Below are 22,844 nucleotides of genomic sequence, written 5' to 3'. Positions count from 1 at the left end.
CTGACCGGCACGTCCAGCGTCGGATTGCGGTCGAAGAAGCCCACCGGTCGCAACGTGAACCCGCAGTACTCCACCGGCATGACCGGCCAGTCCTCGGGCCGGGGATAGTGCACGGCGCCGAAGGTGTGCCACACGACGATGTCGCCGTTCTCGACGGACCGGTCGCCGGCGGTGTAGGTGGGTAGTCCGCCGTTGCCGGGGTGCTGGTTGACCAGGTCGCCTGCAGGGTGGCGCTGGTCGTGGTCGTACGGCGTGACCCACAGCGACTTCGTCGCGAAGCCCGCTCGGCGTGCGGTGGCCGAGGTCGGGTCCGCCAGCAGCAGTGGGCGGCCTTCGGGCCGTAGCTCGTAGGCGACCTGCTGGCCCAGCCGGTTGGTTCGGTCGGGGTTGGAGATCCGCCAGGTCCGGCCCGCGGTGGGATCGGCGGTGCGGGCTGCTTCGGACTCCGTACGCAGCCGCGTCACTCGCCGGGTGAACGCGTTGCCGTGCGGGTTGTCCGGGCCCACCGGCACGCGCTGCACTTCGAGCTCGTCGACGTTGTTGATCGGCCCGTCGACCATCATGTCCAACCGGGCGCAGTAGAGGTGCTGGTGGTAGGGCGCGCCGAGGCCCGGGGCGACCTCGGAAGCGTACTGGCTGCCCTCGCGATAGGCCGAGGTGAACACCACCCCGGTCGCCTTCACCTCGAGTTCGATCGTCCCGTCGAGATACAGGTACCAGTAGAAGCCGTAGTCGTACACACCGACGGTGACAAAGAATGAGATGACCAGTCGGCGCTGCCGGCGAGTCTCCTTCGACCCGGTGAAGATGTCGGTGTGCTTCCAGAGCACCCCGAAGTCCTCTTCGTGCATGCAGATCGCGTTGGGTACTTCGCGTGGATGACCGTCGGCATCGGCGAGCACGGCGTCGAAATAGTGAATCTCACCGAGGCAGTCACACCCGTTCACCAGCGAGTTCACTTGCTGCCCGAGCAGATACTCGCCCGCGTCGAAGTAGCTCTGCCAGAACCGGACCGGGCTGGGGTCGCCGTAGGGCACCACCATCTCGGCCATCGACGCTCGGTAGATCACCGGGCGTACGGTGTCGCCGTCGAGGATGGACACCTGGTGCAGGACCAACCCCTCGCGCGGGTCGAACCCGACCCGGAAGCGCCAGTTCTCCCATGTCACGACGTCATCGTCGACCGAGAAGCTCGGGCCTTCGGGTTGGGTGATCTCGATGGGCTTCAGTGTCGTGCGCGGCGGGCCGGTATAGGCCGGGTCGTCGAAGTTGCCTTCCTCCTCCGGTACCGGCATGACCTCGTGGTCGATGAGTTCGATGACGCTGCGCTCGATCACGTCGACGTAGGCGACCACGCCGTCGATCGGATGGGCCCAGGGGTGGTCCTCTTCGCGATGCTGCTGGAACGACAGCACGTGCAGGACCCGCCGCCCTTTCTCCACGTCCAGGCCGAAGTTGCCCGCGGACAGCGGACACGCTCGCACCAGGTCGAGGTCGGTGATACCGCGGCGGGCCATCGCCTCACGCCAGGCCGGGTCGGCCTTGACGATCTGGTCGACAGTCTCCATCTCCTCGTCCAGGATCGCCGGCTGCCCCTCGGTCACCGGATCGATCTCGACGTCGGAGTCGATGGCCTGCCGGGTCAGCGACGCCACCACCGCGCGTGCGGCCCCGGTCGCGGCGTCGAGGAGCACCGCCCTGACGCGACGGTCGACCGGGTCACCGTCGGAGTATCCGAGCACCACGTGCTTTTCCGGTTCTTCCAGTCCGAGCAGGGCGAACCTGGTCGTGGGCGCCAGCAGGCCGTGGCGATCGAACAGCGAGCGGGCCGCGTCGATTTCAGCAGCGGAAAGGCGTTGCAGCGGATGTGTTCGCACCGGAGTGACGGTCACGTCGAGCTCTACCTCCATACGCGCCGGTCGCACGGGGGGTGCGACCACTCGGCACAGCTTTCCGGCGTCGGCGGTTCGCCGTCAAGACTCAAAGAGCACCCAGAAGTCATCTGACCACCAATACTTACCGGTCAGTAACGTTGTCTTCTACCTCGCCTGTCGGCAAACTACCCCGCGTGAATCGGATCGCGGCACCGCGAGAACCGCACCCGGTCTGCCAGCAGCGTGGGCTGTGTCCGCCTGACGCAATGGCCGTTGTGCATGCTTTCGGCGCGCGGCAAATGGGGGTGTGACCTGGGTGCAACTGGCAGACGAGTTCTTTTTCATCATCCATGATGTCGGGAACGGAAAGCTGCGACTGCACGCCCGGGCTGCCGGCCTGGGCCTTGCCGGGGCACTGCTGGGCGAGTTGATCCTCAGCCGGAACCTGCACGTGGCCTCCGGGACCTTGTCGATCACCGGCGCCGAGGCTCCGCAAGACGACCTGGCCTACCGGATTCTTCGCCAGTTGGACGCTGACCAGCACAATCGTTCGCTTCGCACGTGGCTGGCCTACCTGGCCCAAGGAGCCGTCGAGCGGGTGGCCGTCCGGCTCACCCGCGCCGGCGAGATCGAGCCGAGCAAGTCGCGGCGCCTGTTCGGCACCAGCGTGCGTTACCTTCCGACCGATCCGAAGGTGGCGGCCTGGCCGGCAGACCGGCTGTACGGGCGCGTCGGGCGGGGCGACCCGCTGGACTTTCAGGACGCCATGCTGGCCGGGCTGATCGCCGTCACCGGTTTCACCCGCCAGGTGTGGTGGGACGGCGACGCCGTGACCATGCGCCACATCTCCGCAGCCGTAGCGTCCTTGCCGATGTCGCTACGCGAAGTCCTCGCCAACACCGAGGCGGCCGTGGGTGACGCCACCTTGAGCCCACACAAGTGAAGTTTTTCGAATAGAGCTCCTCCAACCCGCCAGACGCACGTCCCCGAGGTACAAAGGAGTCCTTTGATATGTCCCATTCGAGTAGATTGGGCGCCGACAGTGTCTCTCGAACACTCGCGCACAGTCGTCTCGGCGTCCCTTCGGTCGTCTTCTTCGTGCTCAGCGCCGCGACACCGCTCACGGTGGTTGCCGGAGTCGTGACCACCGGGTTCGCCGTCACCGGCATCATCGGTCTACCGATCGCCTTCGTCGCCATCGCCGCCTTGCTCGCCCTGTTCAGCGTCGGCTACGTCGCCATGTCGCGCCACATCACCAACGCCGGCGCCTTCTACACCTATGTCACCCACGGCCTCGGCCGGCCGGCCGGGGTCGCAGCGGCCTACATGGCCCTGATCGCCTACAACCTGCTGCAAGTCGGGCTGTACGGCATCATCGGCGTGGCCGCGGCACCGCAACTGGACCAGTGGTTCGGCATCACCATCGACTGGTGGATCATCGCGCTGGCCGCCTGGGCCATCGTCGCCGTGCTGGGTGTGTTGCGGGTCGACGTCAACGGCAAGGTCCTGGCTGTGCTGCTGCTCAGCGAGATCGCGATCATCCTCGTCTACTCGATCGCCAGCTTGGGCAACCCCGCCGGCGACGAGGTCACGTTCGACACCCTGGCCGTGAGCAACCTGTTCGAGACTGGCGCCGGGGCCATCCTCGCCCTGGCGGTCCTCGGCTTCGTCGGCTTCGAAGCATCCGTGGTGTACTCCGAGGAGTCGCGTAACCCCCGTCGTACGGTCCCGATGGCCACGTTCACCTCCATCGCGATCGTCGGCGCCGTGTACCTGCTCGCGTCCTGGTCCATGTCCGTCGCCACCGGTCCCGACCAGATCGTCGGCTTCTCGCAGCAGTACGCGAACGAGACCATCTTCGTCCTCGCCGACTCCACGCTCGGCAGCACTTGGGTGGACATCGGGCATGCGCTGTTCATCACGTCCGTTCTCGCCGCCATGATCTCGTTCCACAACACCAGCGCCCGGTACGGCTTCGCTCTGGGCCGCGAGCGGGTGCTGCCCCATGCCCTCGGGCGCACGTCGCCGCAGTCCGGCGCCCCGGTGGTGGCCTCGGTCTTGCAGAGCGTGTTCGGTCTGGCGGTCATCGTGATCTACGCCGCGTTGGGCCTCGACCCGCTCATCGAGCTGTTCTTCTACCTCGGCACGACCGGCGGTTTCGGTGTGCTGACGCTGGTCACGCTCACTTCCCTTGGGGTGATCACCTTCTTCGCCCGGCAGCCGTCCGGCGAGAACGCCGTGCGGCGAGTGGTCGCGCCGGTCATCGCCGCGGCGCTGCTGATCGTGGTGCTCGCCGTCGCGCTCGCGAACTACGACATCATGCTCGGTGTCGCGCCCGATGCGCCGCAACGCTGGATCCTGCCGGGCATCTTCGTCGTGTTCGCCGCCATCGGGGTCGTGTGGGCCCGGTACCTCAAGACCTCGCGACCCGACGTCTACGAGGCCATCGGGCGCGGCGCAAACGCTGCGACCGGCATGTCGGTCGTGAACCTCGACGACGAGGTCGGCCAGCCGGATCAGCAGTCCATCCGGTAGCCGGCGCGACTAGTCGACGTCGACGGCCTGGTGGCGCCAGTTCGGGACGCCACCAGGCCGGTCCGATCGCTAGCCGGTGTTTCAGCAATCCGGAACGATTTCGAAGGTGTATCCCTGTTCAGCGAGCTTCGGCAGGGCCTCGCGCAGGGCCTGGACCGTCTGGGTCCGATCGCCACCGCCGTCGTGCATGAGCACGACATCTCCGCTGCGCGCCTGCAGCAGATGGTCGACGATGACGTCGGCCCCCGGTGCGGTCCAGTCCTGGGTGTCGACGTTCCACAGCACTTCGGTCAGGTCGGCCGCGGCCAGCTTCGCGGCCACGTCGTCGTCGGTAGCGCCGAACGGTGGGCGCACACACCGGCTGTCCGAGCCCAGCTGACCCAGCAGGCCCGCGGTCTCGCCGACCTCCTGGTCCCAGCCGGCGTCGTCGAGGCCGGTGAGATTCCGGTGGTTCCACGTGTGGTTGGCCAGAGCGTGACCTTCGGCCACGATCCGGCGTGCGACGTCGCCGTCATGAGCCAGGTTGTCGCCCAGCGCGAAGAACACGGCCTTGGCGTCGTACTCGCGCAGCAGGTCGAGGATTTCGACGGTCTCGTCCCCCGGCCCGTCGTCGAACGTCAGATACAGCACCTTCCCTCCGGGACCGGACGTCGACGAGGCACCGAGCGCACTGTGCGCGAAACACCCCCCGATGGCCAGCACCACGGTCACGATGGCAGCAGTCAACAAGCGTCGAGTTCGCAACATGAGAACGACGCTGGGACCGCGCCGTCGCCGTCGCGTCGCACCGGTGTCGCAACCGTGTCGCAGACTTCTGCGAACGCGTGACTCGTGGTCAGGTCGCACTCGATACTGGACGCCATGGCGCACCTGCTGTTGGTCGAGGACGACGACTCGGTCCGCATCAGCCTGGCCAAGGCTCTCGGCCGATACGGGCACGACGTGGCCACCGCCTCGACCGGCCCGCTGGGCCTGCAGGCATTCCGCGACCGGGGGCCCGAACTCGTCATCCTCGACGTCATGCTGCCCGGGACCGACGGCTTCGACGTGTGCCGCCAGATCCGCACGAGCGCCACCGTGCCGATCATCATGCTCACCGCCCGCGGCGACGACATCGACGTCGTCGGCGGCCTGGAGGCAGGCGCGGACGACTACGTCGTCAAGCCCGTCGAGCCGCGGGTCATGGACGCGCGTATCCGTGCCGTGCTCCGGCGCGGGACGCCGGATCGATCCCCACAGCCCACGGCAACCTACGGCGAGCTCGTCATCGATCGCGCAGCGATGACAGTGACCAGGGCGGGGCGGGCCGTGGCGTTGACCCCCACCGAGCTGCGGCTGTTGCTGGAGTTGTCCCGATCCCCCGGCCAGGTACTCAGCAGGCAGCAGCTGCTGGAGTCGGTGTGGGAGCACAGCTATCTCGGCGACTCGCGCCTGGTGGACAACGGCGTGCAGCGATTGCGCGCCAAGATCGAGCCGGACACCACCGCCCCGGCGTACATCCAGACCGTGCGGGGCTTCGGCTACCGGTTCGGCCCGGTGTGAGGGTGTGAACCGCATCGCCTGGCCCAAGATCAGTTGGTGGCCCACCGGTTTGCGGACTCGCTTCGTCCTGACCTTCGTGGCCGTCGCGATGATCGCGGCCACCGCCGCATCCGGGGCCGGTTACGTCGCCGCACGCGGATCGCTCATCGACGAGACACAACGCCGTGCCGTCGATTCCGTACGCGATCGGATCACCCGATTGGCGCCGGACATGAGCTACCCACCAGATCAGCAGGCTCTCGACCGCCTTCGATCCTCGCTCGGTGACGACGTGATGGTCACCTACGAGGAGCTCACCTCCGCCTCCGGTAGCGCTTTGGGCCTGATCAGCGACAATCTGCGCACTGCCGTCGTGGAGCAGGACCGGTTCGCCGTACAGCGGGTCGTCGGCGAGTCCGGACCCAAGCTCGTCATGGCCACGCCGATCATGCGCACCGGTATCGACGGCCGGCGCAGCGAATCCGGGGTCGAGGTCTACGTGGTGGAGGACCTGTCGCCCGCCCAGGCACAACTCGACCGCTGGACCCGCATCGTCGCGTTGACCATCGCCGCAGCGCTGCCATTGGCGATCGTCTCGGCGCTGTTCGTCTCCCGCAGCGTCCTGCGCCCGATCCGGCGCCTCGGCGACAGTGCGAACCAACTGGCGGCGGGGAATCTCAGTACTCGCCTCGAGCCCTCTGGCCGCGACGAGCTGGCCGATCTGGCCCACACGTTCAACCAGACCGCAGCTGCCCTGGAGCGTTCCGTCGACGAGCTGCGACACCAGGAAGCCGAGGCCCGGCGCTTCGTCGGCGACGTCTCGCATGAGCTGCGCACGCCGCTCATGGCGCTCATCTCGATCATGGAGATGCTCGAAGCCGATGCACGCAGCTGGTCGCCGGAGGACCAGGAGATGGCCGCCATGGCCGTCGAGCGCACTCGCAAGCTGGCCCGGTTGGCCGAGGACCTGCTGGAGATCTCCCGGCTGGACGCCGGCGCCGTCGAGCTGCGGCTCGAGGAGATCGACGTCGCGCACGCGGTCGCCGACACACTGCGCACCAGGGGCTGGAGTGACGAGGTCGCATTCGCACCCACGGGTCCGGTGCTCGCCCGGGTCGACGTGCACCGGCTGGACGTCGCCGTCGCCAACCTCGTCGGCAACGCGCTGCGCCACGGTGACCTGCCGGTCTCGGTCGAGGTGCGCGCGCAGACCGACGACGTGGTGATCGTCGTGACCGATCACGGCCCCGGCCTACCCGACACCGACACCGAGCGGCTGTTCACCCGCTTCTACAAAGCCGACTCGGCGCGCACCGGGTCGTCCGGCAGCGGACTCGGGCTGGCGATCACCAAGGCCAACGCCATGCTGCACGGTGGCGACGTCCGCGCGCACGACATCGACCACGCCGGCGCGCAGTTCGTGCTCCTGCTCCCCCGCCGGCTGAACGAGGAACCCGAGACAGATGTCCACGATGCGCACGCGTAGGACGTTCGGTCACGCGACCGCCGCCGTCGTCACGGCCATCGCCGTCGTGGCCGGCGGCTGTGGCGTCGAGCCGAGCGATGTCGAGGACGGCGGCGAGGCACCCACCGGACTTGCCGAAGGTACGACGCTGTACTTCGTCGACGCCGAGGGTCAACTCCAGCCCAGCATCCGCGAGACCGGCCGGCTCGGCTCGATCGGCGGAGCCGTCCAGCTGCTGATATCCGGCATCTCCAGAACCGAGCAGGCAGCAGGCCTGCACAGCGACGTCCCGGTCGTGACCACCGGGCCGGTGGTCGAGGATGCCGGGAACTACGTGACGATTCGCCTGCCCTACGCCAGCGCCGAGACCACCCGGACCGGTATCGACCAGGTCATCTGTACCGCTGCCGCCGTCGTCGCCTCCTCCGGGCGACCGACCGACAGTGTCGAGATCTCGGTCAGGCTGACCTCCGGAGAAGACTTCGATCACGCCTGCCCCGTCGTGGGTTGACGCAGGCGGGTCGGCCCTGTCCTCACCAGGTTCCGCCTTGGTAATCGGGCTTGGTGAAGGCGCCGCCCTGCCATGTCGTCGAGAACGGCTGCACGCCGCCGAACCGGTCAGCGAAGGCGTCAGCGCTGTCTTTCGGGACGAATCCGAGGCGCTGCCCCGGTCCGTCGTCCCAGAACCGGTTCGTGTTGTCGGACACCCCGTAGACGGTGATGAAGCCGCCGGGCACGTCGTTGAGCGCGGCGGCCCGCACGAGACGGATGCTGTCCGGCACGCTGAGCCACGTGCGCAGCTGGTCGGAGTTCTCCGGCTCCTGCCGGCACACGCCGATACGCAGGCACACGACCTCCAGACCCCACTTGTCGTGATACAGCCGGCCGAGCGCCTCACCGAACACTTTGCTGACGCCGTAGTAGGTGTCCGGGCGCACGTCCGAGTGCACGCCCACCATCTGGCTCACCGGATGAAAGCCGGTGACGTGATGGGAGCTGGCATACACCACCCGCCGGACCCCGGCCCGGCGGGCCGCCTCGAACACGTTGTGCGTGCCGACGATGTTGGCCGAGAGGATCTCGTCGAACGGTGCCTCGTCGGCCTTGCCGCCCAGGTGCACCACTACGTCGACACCCTCACTGGCCCGCTCCAGCGCCGCCAGGTCCTCGAGATCGCCCAGCGCCACTTCCTCACGCGGGCTGACGGAGTCGAGCGCGGAGCGGGAGAACAGGCGCACCAGGTCGAAATCGTCGGCCAGCGCGGGCCGCAGGGGCTGGGCCATGCGCCCGGCCGCGCCGGTGAGCAGCAGGCTGGTCATCACGTCTCCTTCGATGTCAAAGATTCCGGTACGACCGCGACTCAGGCGGACCGCTCGCCGATCATGATCAGCCCGGCCGCCTCGTAGGCTTCGACAGCCAGCGGGCAGCTCAGGAACGCCACGAGCGCCGACGCCTGTGGCACAGCACCGACCGAGGCGCCGGCCCACAGCTCCACATAGTGCTGGGCGTCGGCCGGAAGCGGACCGACGATCTGGACGCCGTCCACCGCGGCCAGTTCGATCACCTGTTGAACCGCCAGGTCGGCGCTACCGTCCAACAGCGCCTCCGCGGTGAATCCGCCGTCGAGGATGCGAGCTCGCGCATTGACTTCCTCGGCGATCCCGAGCCGGTCGAGCAACTGAGCGAAGTGCACCCCGCTGGCCCCGGTGCGCGAGTACGCCACGGACCTGGCGCCACGAATCGCCGCAACCAGGTCGTCGACGGTGCCGATGCTGGGCGGCGTAGCCGATGCGGGCACCGCCACGCCGATCCCCGAACGCACCAGTGGCGTGACGCTGTTCGGGTCGAGCACCCCGTCGTCGGCGAGTTGCTGGACCTCGCTCCCCACGCCCAGCAGGACGTCGGGCCGGGCGCCGTCGGCGATCAACCCTTTGAGCACCTTCGTGGGTTCGAACGTCGTCTCGACGAGACAGCCGGCCGAGGTGGTGAAGGCCGGCAGGATGCTCTGTTCCAGCACGCCCTTGACGGCCAGACCGCTGAACAGGGACACGGACTCACCCATGCTGGCTGTTCCTTTCTCTGTCGTTCGAGCGGGTGAACAGCCGTCGCCGCTCGTCCTGGCTCAGGGGCGCCATGTCCTGTCCCCGCAGCAGCAGGAAGAGTCGTGCGGTCTGCTCGATCTCCTCGGCCACGTCCACCGCCGCGGCCGGCGTGTCGGCCGCCACGACCGGGCCGTGGTTGCGCAGCAGCATCGCGGCGTTCGTGGCGGCCACCTTCCCGGCGAGGTCGGCCAGCCGCTGGTCACCTGGAGCGCAGTAGTCCACCACGGGCAGGGCTTCCACCCGCATGGCGTAGTACGCGGTCAACGGCGGCAGCGCATCCTCCGGAGCGAGATCGGCCAGGCAGGAGACGGCGGTGGCGTGCAGGGAATGGGTGTGCACGATCGCTCGAGCCTGCGGACGGCTGCGGTAGACCGCGGTATGCAGGAACGCTTCCTTCGACGGGACGGCGTCGGTGCGCGGCTTCCCCGCCAGGTCGAGCACGGCCAACTCGTCCGGCTGGACCGAGCTCAGCTCGCATCTGGTGGGGGTGATCACGATCGAGTCCCCAGCCCGCAACGAGACGTTTCCGGTGGTGCCGTGGGACAGCTGGCGCGCAGCTACCGCTCGCGCGGCACGCACCAGTTCTTCGCGGGAAGCGCTGGACGCTGTCATGCCTGCACCCCCCAGTGCTGGTCCGGGTCGAGGGCTCGCGAGAACAAGGAGACGTCACCGAAGTTCCCTGACTTGAGCAGCAGTGCGAGCGGCTCGGCGCCGATGGTGTACACCCACGGCACCCCGGGCGCGACGTCGGCGCCCACCTCCACACCGCGGATCTGCAGCGCCTCCACGATCGCGCCGGACGTCTCGCCGCCGGCCGAGACGATGCGACGAAACCCTCGACGCGCCAGGCCGGTGGCGATCAGCGACATGGCAGATTCGAGCAGCTCGGCCGACTCGGCGGCCCCGAGCTGCTGTTGCACCTGGCGGAGTTCCGGCGCCGGTAGCGAGGAGTACACCAACGGGGTGGACCCTGCGGGCAACCCGTCGATCCAGTCCAAGGCGCCCTCGGCCAATTTCTCAGCGCTCGGCGTGCTCAGCGCGTCCAACCGAAAGCTCGGGTTGCCCCGGGATGTGAAGTCGGCGATCTGCTCGAGTGTGCGCGCTGAGCAACTGCCGGACAACACCGCGGCATGCACCGATCCCACCGGGTCGGCCACCGAGGCCTCGCCATCCGGTCGTCCGCGCTGGTTGCCGTGCAGCCGTGCCACCGCACCGGCCAGCCCGGCGGCACCAGCGACCAACGGCTCATCGATCACGGCTGCGGCCACGACGTCGAGGTCGGACGGTTCCACCGCGTCGGCGACGAAATAGACCGTCGGGTGTTCACGGGCCTCGTGGACCGCGCGACGTACGGCCGCCACGCCCTCGCGCACGGTCGCCAACGGCAGGGGCTCGACGCGGTGGCCGGTCTGTGCTGCGAGCAACCGCTGCACGGAGGAGTCCGTCATCGGTGTGAGCGGGTGATGCGCCATGTGGGACTCCGCGAGCGGTATCCCGTCCACGAACAACTGCCCCGCGTACACCGTGCGCCGGTGCTCCGGCGAGCTCGGTGTCGTGATCACCGAGGTCGCGCCGGTCGCGGCCGCGAGTGCGTCCATGACCGGGCCGATGTTGCCCCTCGGGGTGGAGTCGAAGGTCGAGCAGTACTTGAAGTACACCTGCCCCACCCCGGCAGCAGCCAGCCACTCGCGCGCCTTCAGACTCACCTCCACGGCCTCGGCAGCCGCTACGGTCCGGGACTTCAGGGCGATCACCACGGCGTCGTGCGGCGGCAACTCGACGTCGGCCGAGGGACTACCGAAGAACAGCACGGTGCGCAGCCCGGCTGCCCGGAAGGCCAGCGCGACGTCGGTGGCGCCGGTGTAGTCGTCGGCGATGGCGCCGACAGGTGCACGCTGCGGGCGCTGGGTGAGGGTTTCTCGAAGCGCGGCGGCTGCGCTGTGTGGACCGGCGATGACCGGCTTGCCGAGTGCGTCGGCCAGCGCCTGTTGGGCCGGGGCGAGAGAGAACTGCGCCAGCAGCACCGCGTCCGCGTCGTCCGCCGCACCCTGGCACGCCGTGATCAGTGCCTCGGCGAGCTCAGTCGGACCCTCGGCGTCCAACGCCGTCGGCACGACCAGCCCGCGGACCTCCACATGGTCCGGGCCGGCCTCGATCCGCTGGGTGAACCGGTCGACCGAGTCAGCCAGGGCGGAGTCCAGCGACGCGACGACGAGCACCCTGGAGTAGCCGCCGGTCGCCGCCGCCTCGAACGCGGCGTCATCCGGGGCCAGGACGGGCACCGAGGCTGCTGCCTGCTGCACCACCGGCCCGTACATCGAGCACGTCAGGAGGACGGCATCAGCGCCGGCATCGACGGCGTGGGCGATGAGGCGTCGCATCCGCTGGTGCAGTGGCTCGGTGAGCCCTCCGGCGTCCGCGGCGTCGCGCAGCAGCCGGTCGTCCAGCAGATTCCAGACCTCGGCCTCGGGAAACTGCTCGGCCATCGCGTCAAAGGCAGGGGGAATCGCGACCGGTGTGGCACTGATCAGCGCCACCAGGTACTCAGATCGTGTCATTCAGATCAACTCGCTCAACCGGGTCAGCACACCTGCGGCGCTCTGGTCGGGCCGGAACTCACAACCGAGCCAGCCGGTGTAACCAGAACGGCGGATGTGACCGAAGACGAAGGACCACGACAGCTCGCCCGTGCCCGGCTCACCGCGTGTCGGCGCGTCTCCGATCTGGATGTGTTCGATGAGAGGAAGGACCGCGTCGAAGGTGCGCACCACGTCCCCCTCGGTCACCTGGGTGTGATAGACGTCGAACAGCAGCCGGACGGGCTCACCCACCGCCTCGGCGACTGCGGCCGCGGCGGCCTGCGATTCGACGACGAAACCTGGCACGTCCCGTTGGTTCTGCATTTCCACCACCAGTCGCACCCCGGTGGCACGGGCACGCTCGGCCGCCCAGCCGATGTTGTGCACGTAATGAGCGAAGGCACGCTCACGGCTCACCTCCGTCGGCCTGCGCCCAGCGACGACGTGCAGTCGAGGGCACCCCAGCGCCTCGGCGTACTCGAGGCCGCGTTCCACGCCGCTGCGGAACTGCGGGCCGTAGCCGGGCAGACAGGCCGCACCGTTGGCAGTCGGCGACCCGGCCGGTCCCTGGGGCGTGTTGAGCAGCACCGCCGCCACACCCGCGCCGTCGAGCAGGCGACGCAGCTGCTGTGGTGGGTGCTCGTACGGTGCAGGAATCTCCACCCCGCGGAAGCCCTCCTCGGCTGCCGCCGGGATGCTGCGGTCCAAGGGCAGGTCAGGGAACAGCCACCGCAGGTTGGCGGCGAACTTCAGGTCAGGCTCAGACATCGCCGCTCAACTCCGGACTCGCTGGCCGGACGCCTCGGCCACCGGGTGATCCGGGGCTTTCCCGCTGAGGAACTGGATCACTTGAGCAGCAGCAAGCCGCCCCGACCGGGACCTCGCCTGCACGGTGGCTGCACCGATGTGGGGGGTGATCAACAGGTTCGGCACCTCACGCAACGGATGTGTCGCCGGCAACGGCTCGGACTCGAGCACGTCCAACGCGGCTCCGCCGAGCTGACCGGCCTGCAGCGCCTCGGCCAGCGCTTCCTCGTCGACCACGCCACCACGAGCGGTGTTGATCAGGTGTGCACTCGGCTTCATCAACGCCAGCGCATCCCGGTCGATCAGCCGATAGGTCTGGGGGCTCAATGCGATGTGCAGCGTCACGAAGTCGGACTGTTCGAGCAATTCCGGCAGAGTACATGGTCGGACACCGTGGGCCGCCGCGAACTCCGTATCCAGCGCGGGGTCGTGCGCCACCACCGTCATGCCCAGGGCGATGGCCACCGCAGCGACCTTCTTGCCGATCGCGCCCAGGCCGACGATCCCGAGGGTCGAACCGGACAGCTCCCGACCGCTGGTCTGCACCCAGGTGCCTGCCCGCACACCGGCAGACGAGGTCGCGATGCCACGAGCGCGGTCGAGCATCAGGCCGATGGTCAGCTCCGCCACGGACTGCCGGTTCACCCCCGGTGTCGTACACACGACGACGCCGCGCCGGGCGGCCGCGTCCACGTCGATGTTGTCGTATCCGACGCCGGTGCGGGCGATGATCCGCAGCGATGTCGCGCCTTTGATGAGATCGGCGGTCAGCGGTTCGGTACCGGCGATCACCGCGTCGGTGTCGGCGAGCGCGGCGGCCAGGCCGTCGGGTGAGCGCCTGTCCTGTGGCCGCGAGTAGGTGACCGCGTACTGCGAGTCGGTCAGCAGACGATGAACCTCGTCGCCGGGCTCCAGATAGCTCGTCGTGATCAGTACGCGGTGTTGCGCCACAGTGCTCCTACTTCCTCTGTCGTCTCTGTGCTGGCCGCCAGGCCGAGCGCTGAACTCCGGCGGGCGCATCAGGTGCCGCCGTCGGTGATCGACCGATCCTGTGCGCCGCCGTCGGCCGTGGCGAAGAAGCAGATGTCCGCGGTCTGTTGCCTGGTGCGTGCGAACGTGTCCGCGGTGAGCGTCAAGGGCACGTCGTGCCCGGGTACGAGAATCGCGCCGGTCGTGCGCATATGCTCCCGGAGGCGTTCGATGCTGGCGCGGCTGGCCTGCGCGTCGAGTGTGGAGTCGACGTCGAAGGTGGTGATCTCGTACAGGTTCTTCACCGCGTCGCCGGCGAAGATCACTGGCTGCGGCGTCGACTCAACGGCATAGCCGACGTGCCCGGGCGTGTGTCCCGGCGTCGCGAGGACCGTCACTCCGGGCAGGATCTCGTCGCCGTCGGTCACTCTCCCGAGGGCGTCGCCTCGGTCGTGCAGCTCGTCGATGTGCAGCCTCGACATGAACGGCGCGTCGCCCGGCAGTGACCGCGCCCAGGACAGCTCACGTTCGCCCATCCACACGCGTGCGTGCGGGAACATCATGATGTTGCTCACGTGGTCCCAGTGCGCGTGGGTGAGCAAGACATCGGTGACGTCCACAGGTTCCAGACCCTGACGGGCCAGGCCCGCACTCAACAACGGGATGTAGGCCGGTGGCCCGGTCTCGACGAGGACCACTCGCCCATGACCCAGCAGCAGGTACACACTGCTCCATCCGAACGCGCCGTGGGAGGCGGATTTACCCGGGAACCCGTCCACGATCGGAACGACGGAGTACGCCGACGCACCGGTCATGCTTGATCACCTCTCACGTCATCAGCCGCTCGGCGCGCGAGGTCGCCGGCGTCCTCGATCAGGCGCCGGTAGATCGCCTGGGCCTCATGGATGCCCGCGATCGAGCAGGACTCGTTCGCCGTGTGCGGCTCGCTCGGATCACCGGGACCGCAGATGTACACATGCGAACCGGGAACGCGGCGCAGCAGCGAGCCGTCGGTGAAGTACGGCACGCCCGCGGGCTCGGTGTCGGCTTCCCCGGTCACGCTGGCCACCGTCTGCCGCAGCTGCCGGCTCAGCGAGCTGATGGGATCGGTCCAGACGTAGGAGAGGTCGAGTAGCTCATCGAGCAGGACATCCGGTTGGTGGTCCTGGACGAACATCCGAATCTCGGAACCGTCCACCCCCGGGACGGTGCGGAAGTCCAGCTCGGCAGTCGCCAGGTCGGGCACGATGTTGGGCTGCACTCCCCCGGCGAACGTGCCGACGTTGACGGTCGCCTTTCCCAACTGCTCGTGCGCAGGGAAGTCGAAGCCTGCACAGACGCCTTGAATCACCCGCATCATCTGCACGACCGCGTTCGTGCCCAGCTCCGGCTGTGAGCCGTGGGCCGCACGCCCCCGGCAGGTGAGCCGCAGCCATGTCGCTCCCTTGTGGCCGAACCGCAGCGCATTGCCGGTCGATTCACCGATGACGAACACCGAGGACTCTCCCAGCACGCCTCGGCCCACGACGTCATCTGCACCCTGGCACCCCAGCTCCTCGCCGATGGTCACCAGGAGCGTGAACGGTGGCCCGCCTTCCCCGGCAGCCTGACACGCGGCGACCACCATCGCGGCCAAGCCGCCCTTCATGTCGCTGGCACCGCGCCCGTAGATCCGATCGCCGACCACCGTGCCCGACAGCGGCGGATAGGTCCATTCGGCGGCGGTGAACGGCACCGTGTCCACGTGCGCGCTCAGCACCAGCCCACCGCCACCGCGCCACGTGGCCACCAGGTTCGTCCGGCCGGGCTCGGACTCGACCATCGTGACGTCGAGTCCGGCGTGCTGGAGCTGGCGGGCCAGCGGCCCCGTGCACCCGTCCTCCGCGCCGTTCGACGTGTCGATACCGATCAGCTCGGCGGTCAGCGCGATCGGGTCGTCAAGAGTGAACACCGCTCACCCCTCACCCGTTGACTCGCCAGCCGGACGATTCAACCGGGCGCTGGCCAGACTGAGGTCGTCGAGTGCCCGGCTCTTGGCGTTTTCCAGATGGGTCGCCATGGCGTCGCGCGCCGTGGCCAGTGACCCACCCGCGATCGCTTCGAAGACTCGTTGATGCTCCTGGCAGGCCGCCCGAGCGTGCGACACGCCTGCGCCGCCGATGATCCGGAAGCGCTGGAGCTGGCCGCCGAGTGACCGGTAAGCATGGGCCATGAATCGGTTGCCGGATCGCTCGGCGATCAACGTGTGGAATTCCTCGTCGGCCATCCAGCACTCGACCAGCGCGCCACCGTCGGGCGTGTTGCCGGCCTGCGTCATGGCGTCGATCGTGGATTGAAGGCTCTCGAGGAACCTCGCGTCTCGCCGCTGCACCGCCAGTTCCACCATGGTCGGCTCCATCAGCAGCCGCGCGTCCATGAGTTGCGCGATCTCGGAGGCGTCCAGCAGACGTGCGACCACGTATCCGCGACGTGCATGGCGCTCGACGAATCCGGTTTGTTCCAGTCGCGCGAGCGCCTCGCGTACGGGTGTATGGCTGACCCCGAGGTCCGTGGCGATCGCGTCGATCTTGAGCCGCTGACCCGGTGGTCTGGCCCCGCTCATGAACTCGACCGTCAACGCTTCGTACACGTGGTCGGCTAGTGGCAGCTGGTCCAAGTGCGCCATGTCAACTCCTCATCGCCTTCCCCCGTTGGTGCACCGCAGGTGCTACCGGCTCATTCATCCCGCTGCTCGACCACCCCTGACTCGGGCCGGCCCGGCTCTGTAGTTCCGGGCAGCGCTCTCGAACACCGATCCCGGGTTTCTCGTCAGCAGGGCGCGCACCGCGTCGGCGTCCATGCCCAACCGCTCCAGCCGGGGAAGAAACCGTACCGGTACGTGGTCGTAGCCCGGCCCGCCGTACTGGTGCAGTTGGATCTTGAGAAACGTATCCCCCGACAGCAGGATCTGCGCGCCGTACCCCGCCGCCCAGATCTGGTGCACCGCCGCTGCGACCTCGACATCCGAGGGGGCTTGGAAACCGGTGTGGGAGAAGTACCAGTCGATCCCCACCATGTCGAAGGACAGGAACGCGCCCCGTTCGGCCAGGGAAAGCTGATACGCGTGGTCGTCGACGCTGGGGTTCATGTGCGAGAGCACGACCGAACTGGCCGGCACTCCCTCCTCGGCGAGGCAGTCCAGAACCCGGTGCCCCCAGCGGTGCCACCCGGGTAGGTGCACCGACACGGGGACACCGGTGCCGATCTGGGCCCGTCCTGCCGCCCGCAGCACGCGTTCCTCGGCTGCGGTGAACTCCGCAGAGATGCCGATCTCGCCGATGAGACCGCAGATGACCCCGTCGTGACCGTCGGTGAGGTCGGCAACCATGCGTTCGGCGATCTCGTCGACCGACAACCCCGCCAACTCCGGCGGATGCATGATCTCCATGTAGAAGCCCGTACCAGCCACGATGTTCAGGCCCGTGGCCGCAGCCACGTCCACCAGTGCCGAGAGCTGCCGGCCGCCACCGATCGGCGTCTGCTCGACCAGCGTGCGACCGCCCGCGCGCACCAGATATCCGAGTTCCTCGATCGCCGCGTCCGTGTGCTCGAGCACGCAATTGTCGAGGCACGCCATCGGGTTCGCCCGTAGATGCGCTGCGAGTTGCGCCTCCATCGGCGCGGTCCAGACATCCCATGCGCGTTCATCCGATGCCTCGGGCTGCGGAGCACGAGCGCGGTTGTCGGTGAAGACGTGCTCGTGGAACAGCGTCATCCCCAGCTGGTCCGACGGGACTGTCTTGTCGACGCACTGGACGGGCACGGCATCTGCTCTGGACATGGACCGGCCCCCGCTCACGCCCGGAGGATCGAATGCCTGGAGTCCAGCCACGCGTTGGCTGTCACCGCGGCCAGCAGGATGGCGCCCTGGACCACCTGGACCCAGAAGGCGGATACACCCATCAGAACCATCCCGTTGAGGATGACGCCGAAGACCAGGGCACCGATGACCGTCCCGACGATGGACCCTCTACCGCCGAACAGCGCGGTGCCGCCCAGGACGACCACGGTGATGACCTCGAGTTCGAAGAACATGCCGGTGTTCGACGAGCCGGAGGCCAACCTGGAGGCGAGCATCAACCCGGCGATGGCCGAGCACACGCCGGAGAAGATGTACACCTTGAGCAGCACCCGCTTGATGTCGACGCCGGAGCGCCGCAGCGATTCCTTGTTCGACCCGACGGCGACGACGTACCGGCCGAACGTCGTTCTGGTGAACAGGTACCAGCTGAAGACGGTCATGACCGCCACGACCAGCACCGCCATCGGTATGCCCAGGACCGATCCCCGTCCCAGGGTCATGATCCACGCGTCGGTCGGGATGGCCACCGAGTAGCCGTCGGTCAGGACCAGCGCCACGCCGCGTAAGCCGTAGAAGCCGGCCAGAGTCACGATGAAAGCGAACACGCCGCGATAGGCCACGAACCAGCCCTGGAACGCGCCGATGGCCGCGCCGATCACGAGGACCGCGACCACGGCCGTGGTGACTCCGACCCCGTCGGCGATCAGCAGCGCGAGGATGGATCCGCTCAAGGCGACGTTCGAACCCGTCGACAAGTCGATTCCGCCGGACGTCATGACGAACGTGACGGCGAGAGCTGCCGCGAGACGGGGCGCGGTCTGCTCGAGGATGTTCAGCCAGTTGTTGCCGGTCATGAAGCCCGGCGTGGTGACGGCGAACAGGATGATCAGGGCTACGAGGAAGAGGAGCACGGCGTACAACGCCACGTTCAGTCCCACGGCCATGCGTACGCGGCTTCGCATGTCCGGCCCGGACTCCGGCCGCGTCTGGACATCGATGGTCATGCTGCTGCCCTTCCGACGATGTGTTCCACGAGCACCTCGAGGGAGGTGGTTCGAGCGTCCAGATTCGACGCGACCGAGCCCTCGTACATCACGCACAGCCGGTCACAGACCTCGAACAGGTCCTGCAGCCGGTGCGTGATCAAGATCACGCTTACCCCCTGCGCCGCGGTTTCCTTGATCAGTCGCAGCACGTCGCGAACCTGTTCGACCGCCAAGGCGGCGGTCGGTTCGTCGAGGATGAGAATGCGCGGGTTGAACGTCAGCGCCCGTGCGATCGCGATGGCTTGCCGCTGCCCGCCCGAAAGATTTCGCACCGGAATGCCGTAGTGCTGAACCCTGATGTTGAGCCTGGACAGGTGTTCGCGAGCGTCTCGGAGCATCGTGGCCGAATCAAGCGTGGTGCCGAACAATCGCTTGGGTTCGCGCCCGAGGAACAAGTTGCCCGGCACGTCGATGTCGTCGCAGAGCGCGAGGTCTTGGTAGACCATTTCGATGCCGACGTTCTTGGCATCTCGGGGACCGGTGAAGTTTTGTCGCTCGCCGTCGATACAGATCTCGCCCGACCCTGGGGTCACGGTACCGGCGAGAACCTTCATCAACGTGGACTTGCCCGCACCGTTGTCACCGACGATACCGACGACTTCTCCGGCGCCCACGTCGAGGTTGACCTTGTTCAACGCGGTGACCATGCCGTAGGACTTGGAGATGTCTTTCATGCTGATCCGGGGCGGTGCACCCGCGGTCGCTGGAGTCATGCTCGATCTCCTCCTTGCTCAGGAATAGTCCTCGCGGTATTCATCGATGTTTTCCGGAGTGACCACGTCGATCTCCAGCATGTTGTCGCGTTCGACTTCTTCTCCGCGGGCGAGTTTGGCCGCCAGCTCGATCGCCTGGACGCCCTCCTGTTTCGCGGGTTGGTTGGCAATGGCTTGGACCAGGCCGCTGTCGATCGCCCGGATCCCCTCGGCGGAAAGGTCCCAGCCGTAGACCTGGACGTCGGTCCTGCCTTGGGATTCGATGGCGGCCAAGGCGCCGATCAGCGCCGGCTCACCGGTGGCGTAGAGGTAGGTGAGGTCGGGGAATGCCGTCAGCAGGTTCTCCGCCTCGTCGACGGCCTTTTCTTGCCGGTTCTGGCCGTCGACGGTCTGCACGACCTCGACCTGACCGCCCAGGGCCTCCTTGAAGCCGTCGGCCCGGGCATTCTGGATCTCGGAGTTGAGGGCACCGACGATTCCGACGGTCGCGCCCTCGGGGTGGTTTTCCGCGGCGTCCTGGGCGACGAGCTCGCCCATCGTGGCACCGCCGGCGCGGTTGTCGACCCCGACCTGCGCCAGCACCGCCGGGTCGTCGATCTGCATGTCGACGGCGATGACCTTCACGTCACTGCCTGCGGCGGAACGCACGGCGGGCAGCACGCTCTCGTACTCGATCGCGGCGACGGCGATGACGTCGACGCCACGGGTGACGTAGTTCTGCATCGCCTCGTTCTGTTTGATGACCTCGTTGTTCGAGTTGTAGACGTCGACGTCCACGTCGTGCTCGGCCGCGGCCTCTTCCACGCCTTCGATCATCTGAGTGCGGAAGGTCGAGGTCATGTGCGCTTGGACGAAGGCGACCTTCGGCTTCTCCCCCGCCTGGCTGGCACCGTCATCAGCTGTGGCCGCACAGCTGGACAAGGCGGCCACAGCGGACAGCGTCGTCAGCGCCAGGACGACGCGCTTACCCGATAACAATCGATCTGCATTGAATGTCCCCATGCTCCTTCTCCCTTGAAGGGCACCTGCGCGGTCCGGTGCCGTGGTGAAGTCCATATTTGGTTTGAGGCAAGGTCTGGCCGGTCCGTAGCTTTAATAGAACGGCGTGTAAACGAGCGGCCAGCCCAGATCCATACGTGGACGATCGTGATTCCAGCCGAGACACTCGGTACGGTGCGGGCACGGCACGGGATCGGCATCAGCGGGAGAACACGGCCGACACCTGAAGGCGCCCTGGTACCAGAACTCGATGTCCAATTCCGCCATGGACACGCCCGCGATCTCGCGTACACGGTCGAAAACGTGGAGTGTGCACGCCCGGAACTCTCGCTCCATCGGTGCGTCCTGATCGATCAGCTTCCGGTTCTTCAGATGGTCGCTGAATTCGTCGCTGATATCGAACACACCCCAACGCACCAGGAACATCGGAATGTAGTAGTCGGTCGGCCCGAACAGATTCTCCGGGTCCTCGATCCGGGTCAGCCGCAGATACTCCTCGGTGCTCTCGATATCCAGGTCTCGACGGTTGTACAGCGCCGTCATCAGCGTCACCGCGAGCTTGGCGAAGGGGTAGTCCCCGTAGCTCAGTGGGAACTCGCGCACGAGCGCCTGGATCGAGCCCTTCCCGTCCGCCCGGAACAGATAGCCGTCTGCCTCGCGCAGCAGGTTGGCCATGTGGCCCTCATAGCGCTCGGCGAGCACGGTGCCGACTTCCCGGAACTTCTCGAGCCGGCGATCCAACAGCTGATACGTGGGCGGCCCGCCACGCTCGTCGCGGTAGATCGACTCGACGTCGGCGAGCGTCATGGATTGGAGATACTCGGGGTTCAACAGGGGAACCCCGTCCTTGATCGCGCGCATGATGCACGCGTTGACCGCGCGCTCACCGGTGAAGAGCTCACCGTTCACCTGACAGTCGAACGCCTCCACCGCCGGATCGGCCTGGCCGGTCCACCGCCAGATGACGAAACTCTGGGCCCGGCGCATCAGGAAGTACTGGAGGGTGTCGCGATCGTTGACGACCGGCGCCTCGGCCGGGTTGAGCGCATTGCCGTCGAGATCGGACACCGGGCGGTTGCTGAAGTAGGTCTGCACGCTGCGCGCCAGAGCCTTCAGCCGCTCTTCATTGATGGAGATGTGTTGCGCGCCGGCCACGATGTCGTCCACGGCAGCAGCCATCGCCGCCCTGGTGATCATTCCCGTACTCACTGAGCCTCCTCGGCGAGCTGGATCAAGAAGGACGGGCGGTTCTGGATGGCTCGGCCGCGAGCGACGCGTGCCGTGACATCGGAGAAGGCTCGTCTCTTGCCAATGATGATCTTGTGATTCCTAGATTATATATAAACTAGAGTATAGAGATCTGGCGCGTCAATGGGTCCGCGACGGATGGGTTTCGCGAGTAAAAGTACGGCGGGCGGATTCCTGCCCGGGACCGCATGGCGTCGACGCCGAAGGCACGCTCCACGGTGGAACATGCGACGGTGTGAGTGTCCGAGGGGGACTTGAACCCCACCCCACCGTCGTCCTGCGGACCGAGCTGGAACTGCGGTGAGGTGGCGCTGACGCCTACAATGGGGCCATGACCAGCCAGGCTGAGGAACTTCTTCGCGCCGCACTCGCGCTGCCGGTCAACGACCGTGCCGACGTCGCGGCCGAGCTGCTGGCCAGCCTCGACGAGCCAGCCGACACCGATCGGCAGGCTGTCGAGGATGCCTGGGCACACGAGATCGAGCGCCGTGCACGTCGAGTGCTGGCCGGCGAGTCTGCCGGCGAGTCGTGGGGTGATGTCCGCGCACGACTCACGCCGAACACCTGATCCCACCGGTGAAGCATCAGGTACGGATCGAGCCGGAAGCCTCCGCTGAGCTCGAGGACGCCATCCGCTGGTACGACAAGCAACACGCCGGCCTCGGTGCGGACTTCCTCGCCGCCGTCGACACGGCCATCGCCCGCATCGACCGTTTGCCGGCCAGCGCTCCGCCCGTGTCTCACGTTGCGGTGGAGCTCCCAGTCCGCCGCGCGCCTGTGCCGCGATTCCCGTACGGCGTCGTCTACCTGGTTCTCGACGACACGATCCGGATCCTCGCCTTCGCCCACGAGCGACGCAAGCCGAACTACTGGCATAGCCGAACGGGCGGACAATAGCGGCTGCCGCACGTAGCACGTACTTGCAAGAGCGTCGGAAGGAGCCGGGCCGATGAGCCGGCACCGCAAATAGCGCGACACCGAACACCTCTTACGCGCTGTGGACACCGCTGGTCCGGAGATCTTCGACGACGAGGTTCGGCAGCTACGCGACCAGGCTCGCGGCTGGCGGGTCGCAGAGCGGCGCCAACATAGAGGGCTGACGTTCGTCGCGGACGCCGGAGTGACGCGCTGCGGGCGCACTCACG

23 protein-coding genes are annotated in these 22,844 nt (G+C 67.5%); 7 read left to right on the top strand and 16 right to left on the bottom strand.

The genetic code is table 11. The annotated features are described in order from the left end of the window. Positions 1–1,910 (bottom strand): primary-amine oxidase (locus M6444_RS09250; RefSeq protein WP_363326295.1); only part of this gene is annotated, 1,910 nt, incomplete at its 3' end. A gap of 280 nt (positions 1,911–2,190) precedes the next feature. Between M6444_RS09250 and M6444_RS09245 the strand changes: the two genes are divergently transcribed. Both M6444_RS09245 and M6444_RS09240 read left to right on the top strand, forming a co-directional pair. After that, positions 2,191–2,817, top strand: coding sequence for a GPP34 family phosphoprotein (locus M6444_RS09245; RefSeq protein WP_298325942.1), 627 nt, complete (start codon positions 2,191–2,193; stop codon positions 2,815–2,817). 68 nt (positions 2,818–2,885) lie between these two features. After that, positions 2,886–4,409 carry an APC family permease gene (locus M6444_RS09240; RefSeq protein WP_298325939.1) on the top strand — a complete coding sequence of 508 codons (1,524 nt, stop codon included), beginning with the start codon at positions 2,886–2,888 and terminating at the stop codon, positions 4,407–4,409. Between the two features lie 81 nt (positions 4,410–4,490). Here M6444_RS09240 and M6444_RS09235 read toward each other — a convergent pair whose 3' ends face one another. Further along, positions 4,491–5,156, bottom strand: coding sequence for a polysaccharide deacetylase family protein (locus M6444_RS09235; RefSeq protein WP_298325936.1), 666 nt, complete (start codon positions 5,154–5,156; stop codon positions 4,491–4,493). A 114-nt stretch (positions 5,157–5,270) separates the two neighbouring features. Here M6444_RS09235 and M6444_RS09230 point away from each other — a divergent pair, with 114 nt between their 5' ends. Genes M6444_RS09230 through M6444_RS09220 form a run of 3 tightly spaced genes read left to right on the top strand, consistent with a single transcriptional unit; the run spans position 5,271 to position 7,906 of the window. Continuing rightward, complete coding sequence (locus M6444_RS09230) at positions 5,271–5,951, top strand: response regulator transcription factor (RefSeq protein ID WP_298325933.1); 681 nt, start codon at positions 5,271–5,273, stop codon at positions 5,949–5,951. 4 nt (positions 5,952–5,955) lie between these two features. Further along, complete coding sequence (locus M6444_RS09225) at positions 5,956–7,416, top strand: HAMP domain-containing sensor histidine kinase (protein ID WP_298325931.1); 1,461 nt, start codon at positions 5,956–5,958, stop codon at positions 7,414–7,416. After that, positions 7,394–7,906: a hypothetical protein gene (locus M6444_RS09220; RefSeq protein WP_298325928.1), complete on the top strand. Its 513-nt coding sequence runs from the start codon at positions 7,394–7,396 to the stop codon at positions 7,904–7,906. Before M6444_RS09225 ends, M6444_RS09220 begins: the two co-directional genes overlap by 23 nt. 22 nt (positions 7,907–7,928) lie before the next feature. Here the strand turns inward: M6444_RS09220 and M6444_RS09215 are convergent, their stop codons facing one another. The 14 genes from M6444_RS09215 to M6444_RS09150 form a co-directional block, all read right to left on the bottom strand. Next, the gene (locus M6444_RS09215) at positions 7,929–8,714 is read right to left on the bottom strand and encodes an NAD(P)-dependent oxidoreductase (RefSeq protein ID WP_298325926.1); all 786 of its coding nucleotides are present in this window, start codon (positions 8,712–8,714) and stop codon (positions 7,929–7,931) included. 41 nt (positions 8,715–8,755) lie between these two features. Beyond that, entirely contained in the window at positions 8,756–9,457 is a 702-nt protein-coding gene (locus M6444_RS09210) for a substrate-binding domain-containing protein (RefSeq protein ID WP_298325923.1), read from the bottom strand. Then, the gene (locus M6444_RS09205) at positions 9,450–10,109 is read right to left on the bottom strand and encodes a class II aldolase/adducin family protein (RefSeq protein ID WP_298325920.1); all 660 of its coding nucleotides are present in this window, start codon (positions 10,107–10,109) and stop codon (positions 9,450–9,452) included. Before M6444_RS09205 ends, M6444_RS09210 begins: the two co-directional genes overlap by 8 nt. Further along, complete coding sequence (otnK, locus tag M6444_RS09200) at positions 10,106–12,055, bottom strand: 3-oxo-tetronate kinase (RefSeq protein ID WP_298325917.1); 1,950 nt, start codon at positions 12,053–12,055, stop codon at positions 10,106–10,108. Before otnK ends, M6444_RS09205 begins: the two co-directional genes overlap by 4 nt. Next, on the bottom strand, positions 12,056–12,844 hold the full coding sequence (locus M6444_RS09195) for a TIM barrel protein (protein ID WP_298325915.1): 789 nt from the start codon (positions 12,842–12,844) through the stop codon (positions 12,056–12,058). A gap of 6 nt (positions 12,845–12,850) precedes the next feature. After that, positions 12,851–13,834, bottom strand: a complete 984-nt coding sequence (locus M6444_RS09190) for a phosphoglycerate dehydrogenase (RefSeq protein WP_298325913.1) — start codon at positions 13,832–13,834, stop codon at positions 12,851–12,853. Positions 13,835–13,902: 68 nt separating this feature from the next. Next, complete coding sequence (locus tag M6444_RS09185; RefSeq protein ID WP_298325910.1) at positions 13,903–14,667, bottom strand: MBL fold metallo-hydrolase; 765 nt, start codon at positions 14,665–14,667, stop codon at positions 13,903–13,905. Then, positions 14,664–15,803 carry a M20 family metallopeptidase gene (locus M6444_RS09180; RefSeq protein ID WP_298325907.1) on the bottom strand — a complete coding sequence of 380 codons (1,140 nt, stop codon included), beginning with the start codon at positions 15,801–15,803 and terminating at the stop codon, positions 14,664–14,666. The genes M6444_RS09185 and M6444_RS09180 overlap by 4 nt, the downstream gene beginning before the upstream one ends. A gap of 3 nt (positions 15,804–15,806) precedes the next feature. Beyond that, positions 15,807–16,517: a GntR family transcriptional regulator gene (locus tag M6444_RS09175; protein WP_298325904.1), complete on the bottom strand. Its 711-nt coding sequence runs from the start codon at positions 16,515–16,517 to the stop codon at positions 15,807–15,809. A 54-nt stretch (positions 16,518–16,571) separates the two neighbouring features. Continuing rightward, entirely contained in the window at positions 16,572–17,672 is a 1,101-nt protein-coding gene (locus M6444_RS09170) for a hypothetical protein (RefSeq protein WP_298325902.1), read from the bottom strand. Between the two features lie 14 nt (positions 17,673–17,686). Further along, entirely contained in the window at positions 17,687–18,697 is a 1,011-nt protein-coding gene (locus tag M6444_RS09165) for an ABC transporter permease (RefSeq protein ID WP_298325900.1), read from the bottom strand. After that, positions 18,694–19,413: an ATP-binding cassette domain-containing protein gene (locus M6444_RS09160; RefSeq protein ID WP_363326294.1), complete on the bottom strand. Its 720-nt coding sequence runs from the start codon at positions 19,411–19,413 to the stop codon at positions 18,694–18,696. The genes M6444_RS09165 and M6444_RS09160 overlap by 4 nt, the downstream gene beginning before the upstream one ends. A 57-nt stretch (positions 19,414–19,470) precedes the next feature. Then, positions 19,471–20,454: a substrate-binding domain-containing protein gene (locus M6444_RS09155; protein WP_298325894.1), complete on the bottom strand. Its 984-nt coding sequence runs from the start codon at positions 20,452–20,454 to the stop codon at positions 19,471–19,473. 90 nt (positions 20,455–20,544) lie between these two features. Beyond that, complete coding sequence (locus M6444_RS09150) at positions 20,545–21,618, bottom strand: queuosine salvage family protein (protein WP_298325892.1); 1,074 nt, start codon at positions 21,616–21,618, stop codon at positions 20,545–20,547. A 412-nt stretch (positions 21,619–22,030) separates the two neighbouring features. Between M6444_RS09150 and M6444_RS09145 the strand changes: the two genes are divergently transcribed. Both M6444_RS09145 and M6444_RS09140 read left to right on the top strand, forming a co-directional pair. Beyond that, complete coding sequence (locus M6444_RS09145; RefSeq protein ID WP_298325889.1) at positions 22,031–22,267, top strand: addiction module protein; 237 nt, start codon at positions 22,031–22,033, stop codon at positions 22,265–22,267. Positions 22,268–22,275: 8 nt separating this feature from the next. Then, positions 22,276–22,596, top strand: coding sequence for a type II toxin-antitoxin system RelE/ParE family toxin (locus M6444_RS09140; protein ID WP_298325888.1), 321 nt, complete (start codon positions 22,276–22,278; stop codon positions 22,594–22,596). Positions 22,597–22,844 lie beyond the last annotated feature (248 nt).

It is taken from the genome of Haloactinopolyspora sp. (assembly GCF_027324685.1).
GTDB lineage: Bacteria > Actinomycetota > Actinomycetes > Jiangellales > Jiangellaceae > Haloactinopolyspora.
Note: the sequence above shows the minus strand (reverse complement) of the source record. Positions and strands in the feature narration are given on the sequence as shown.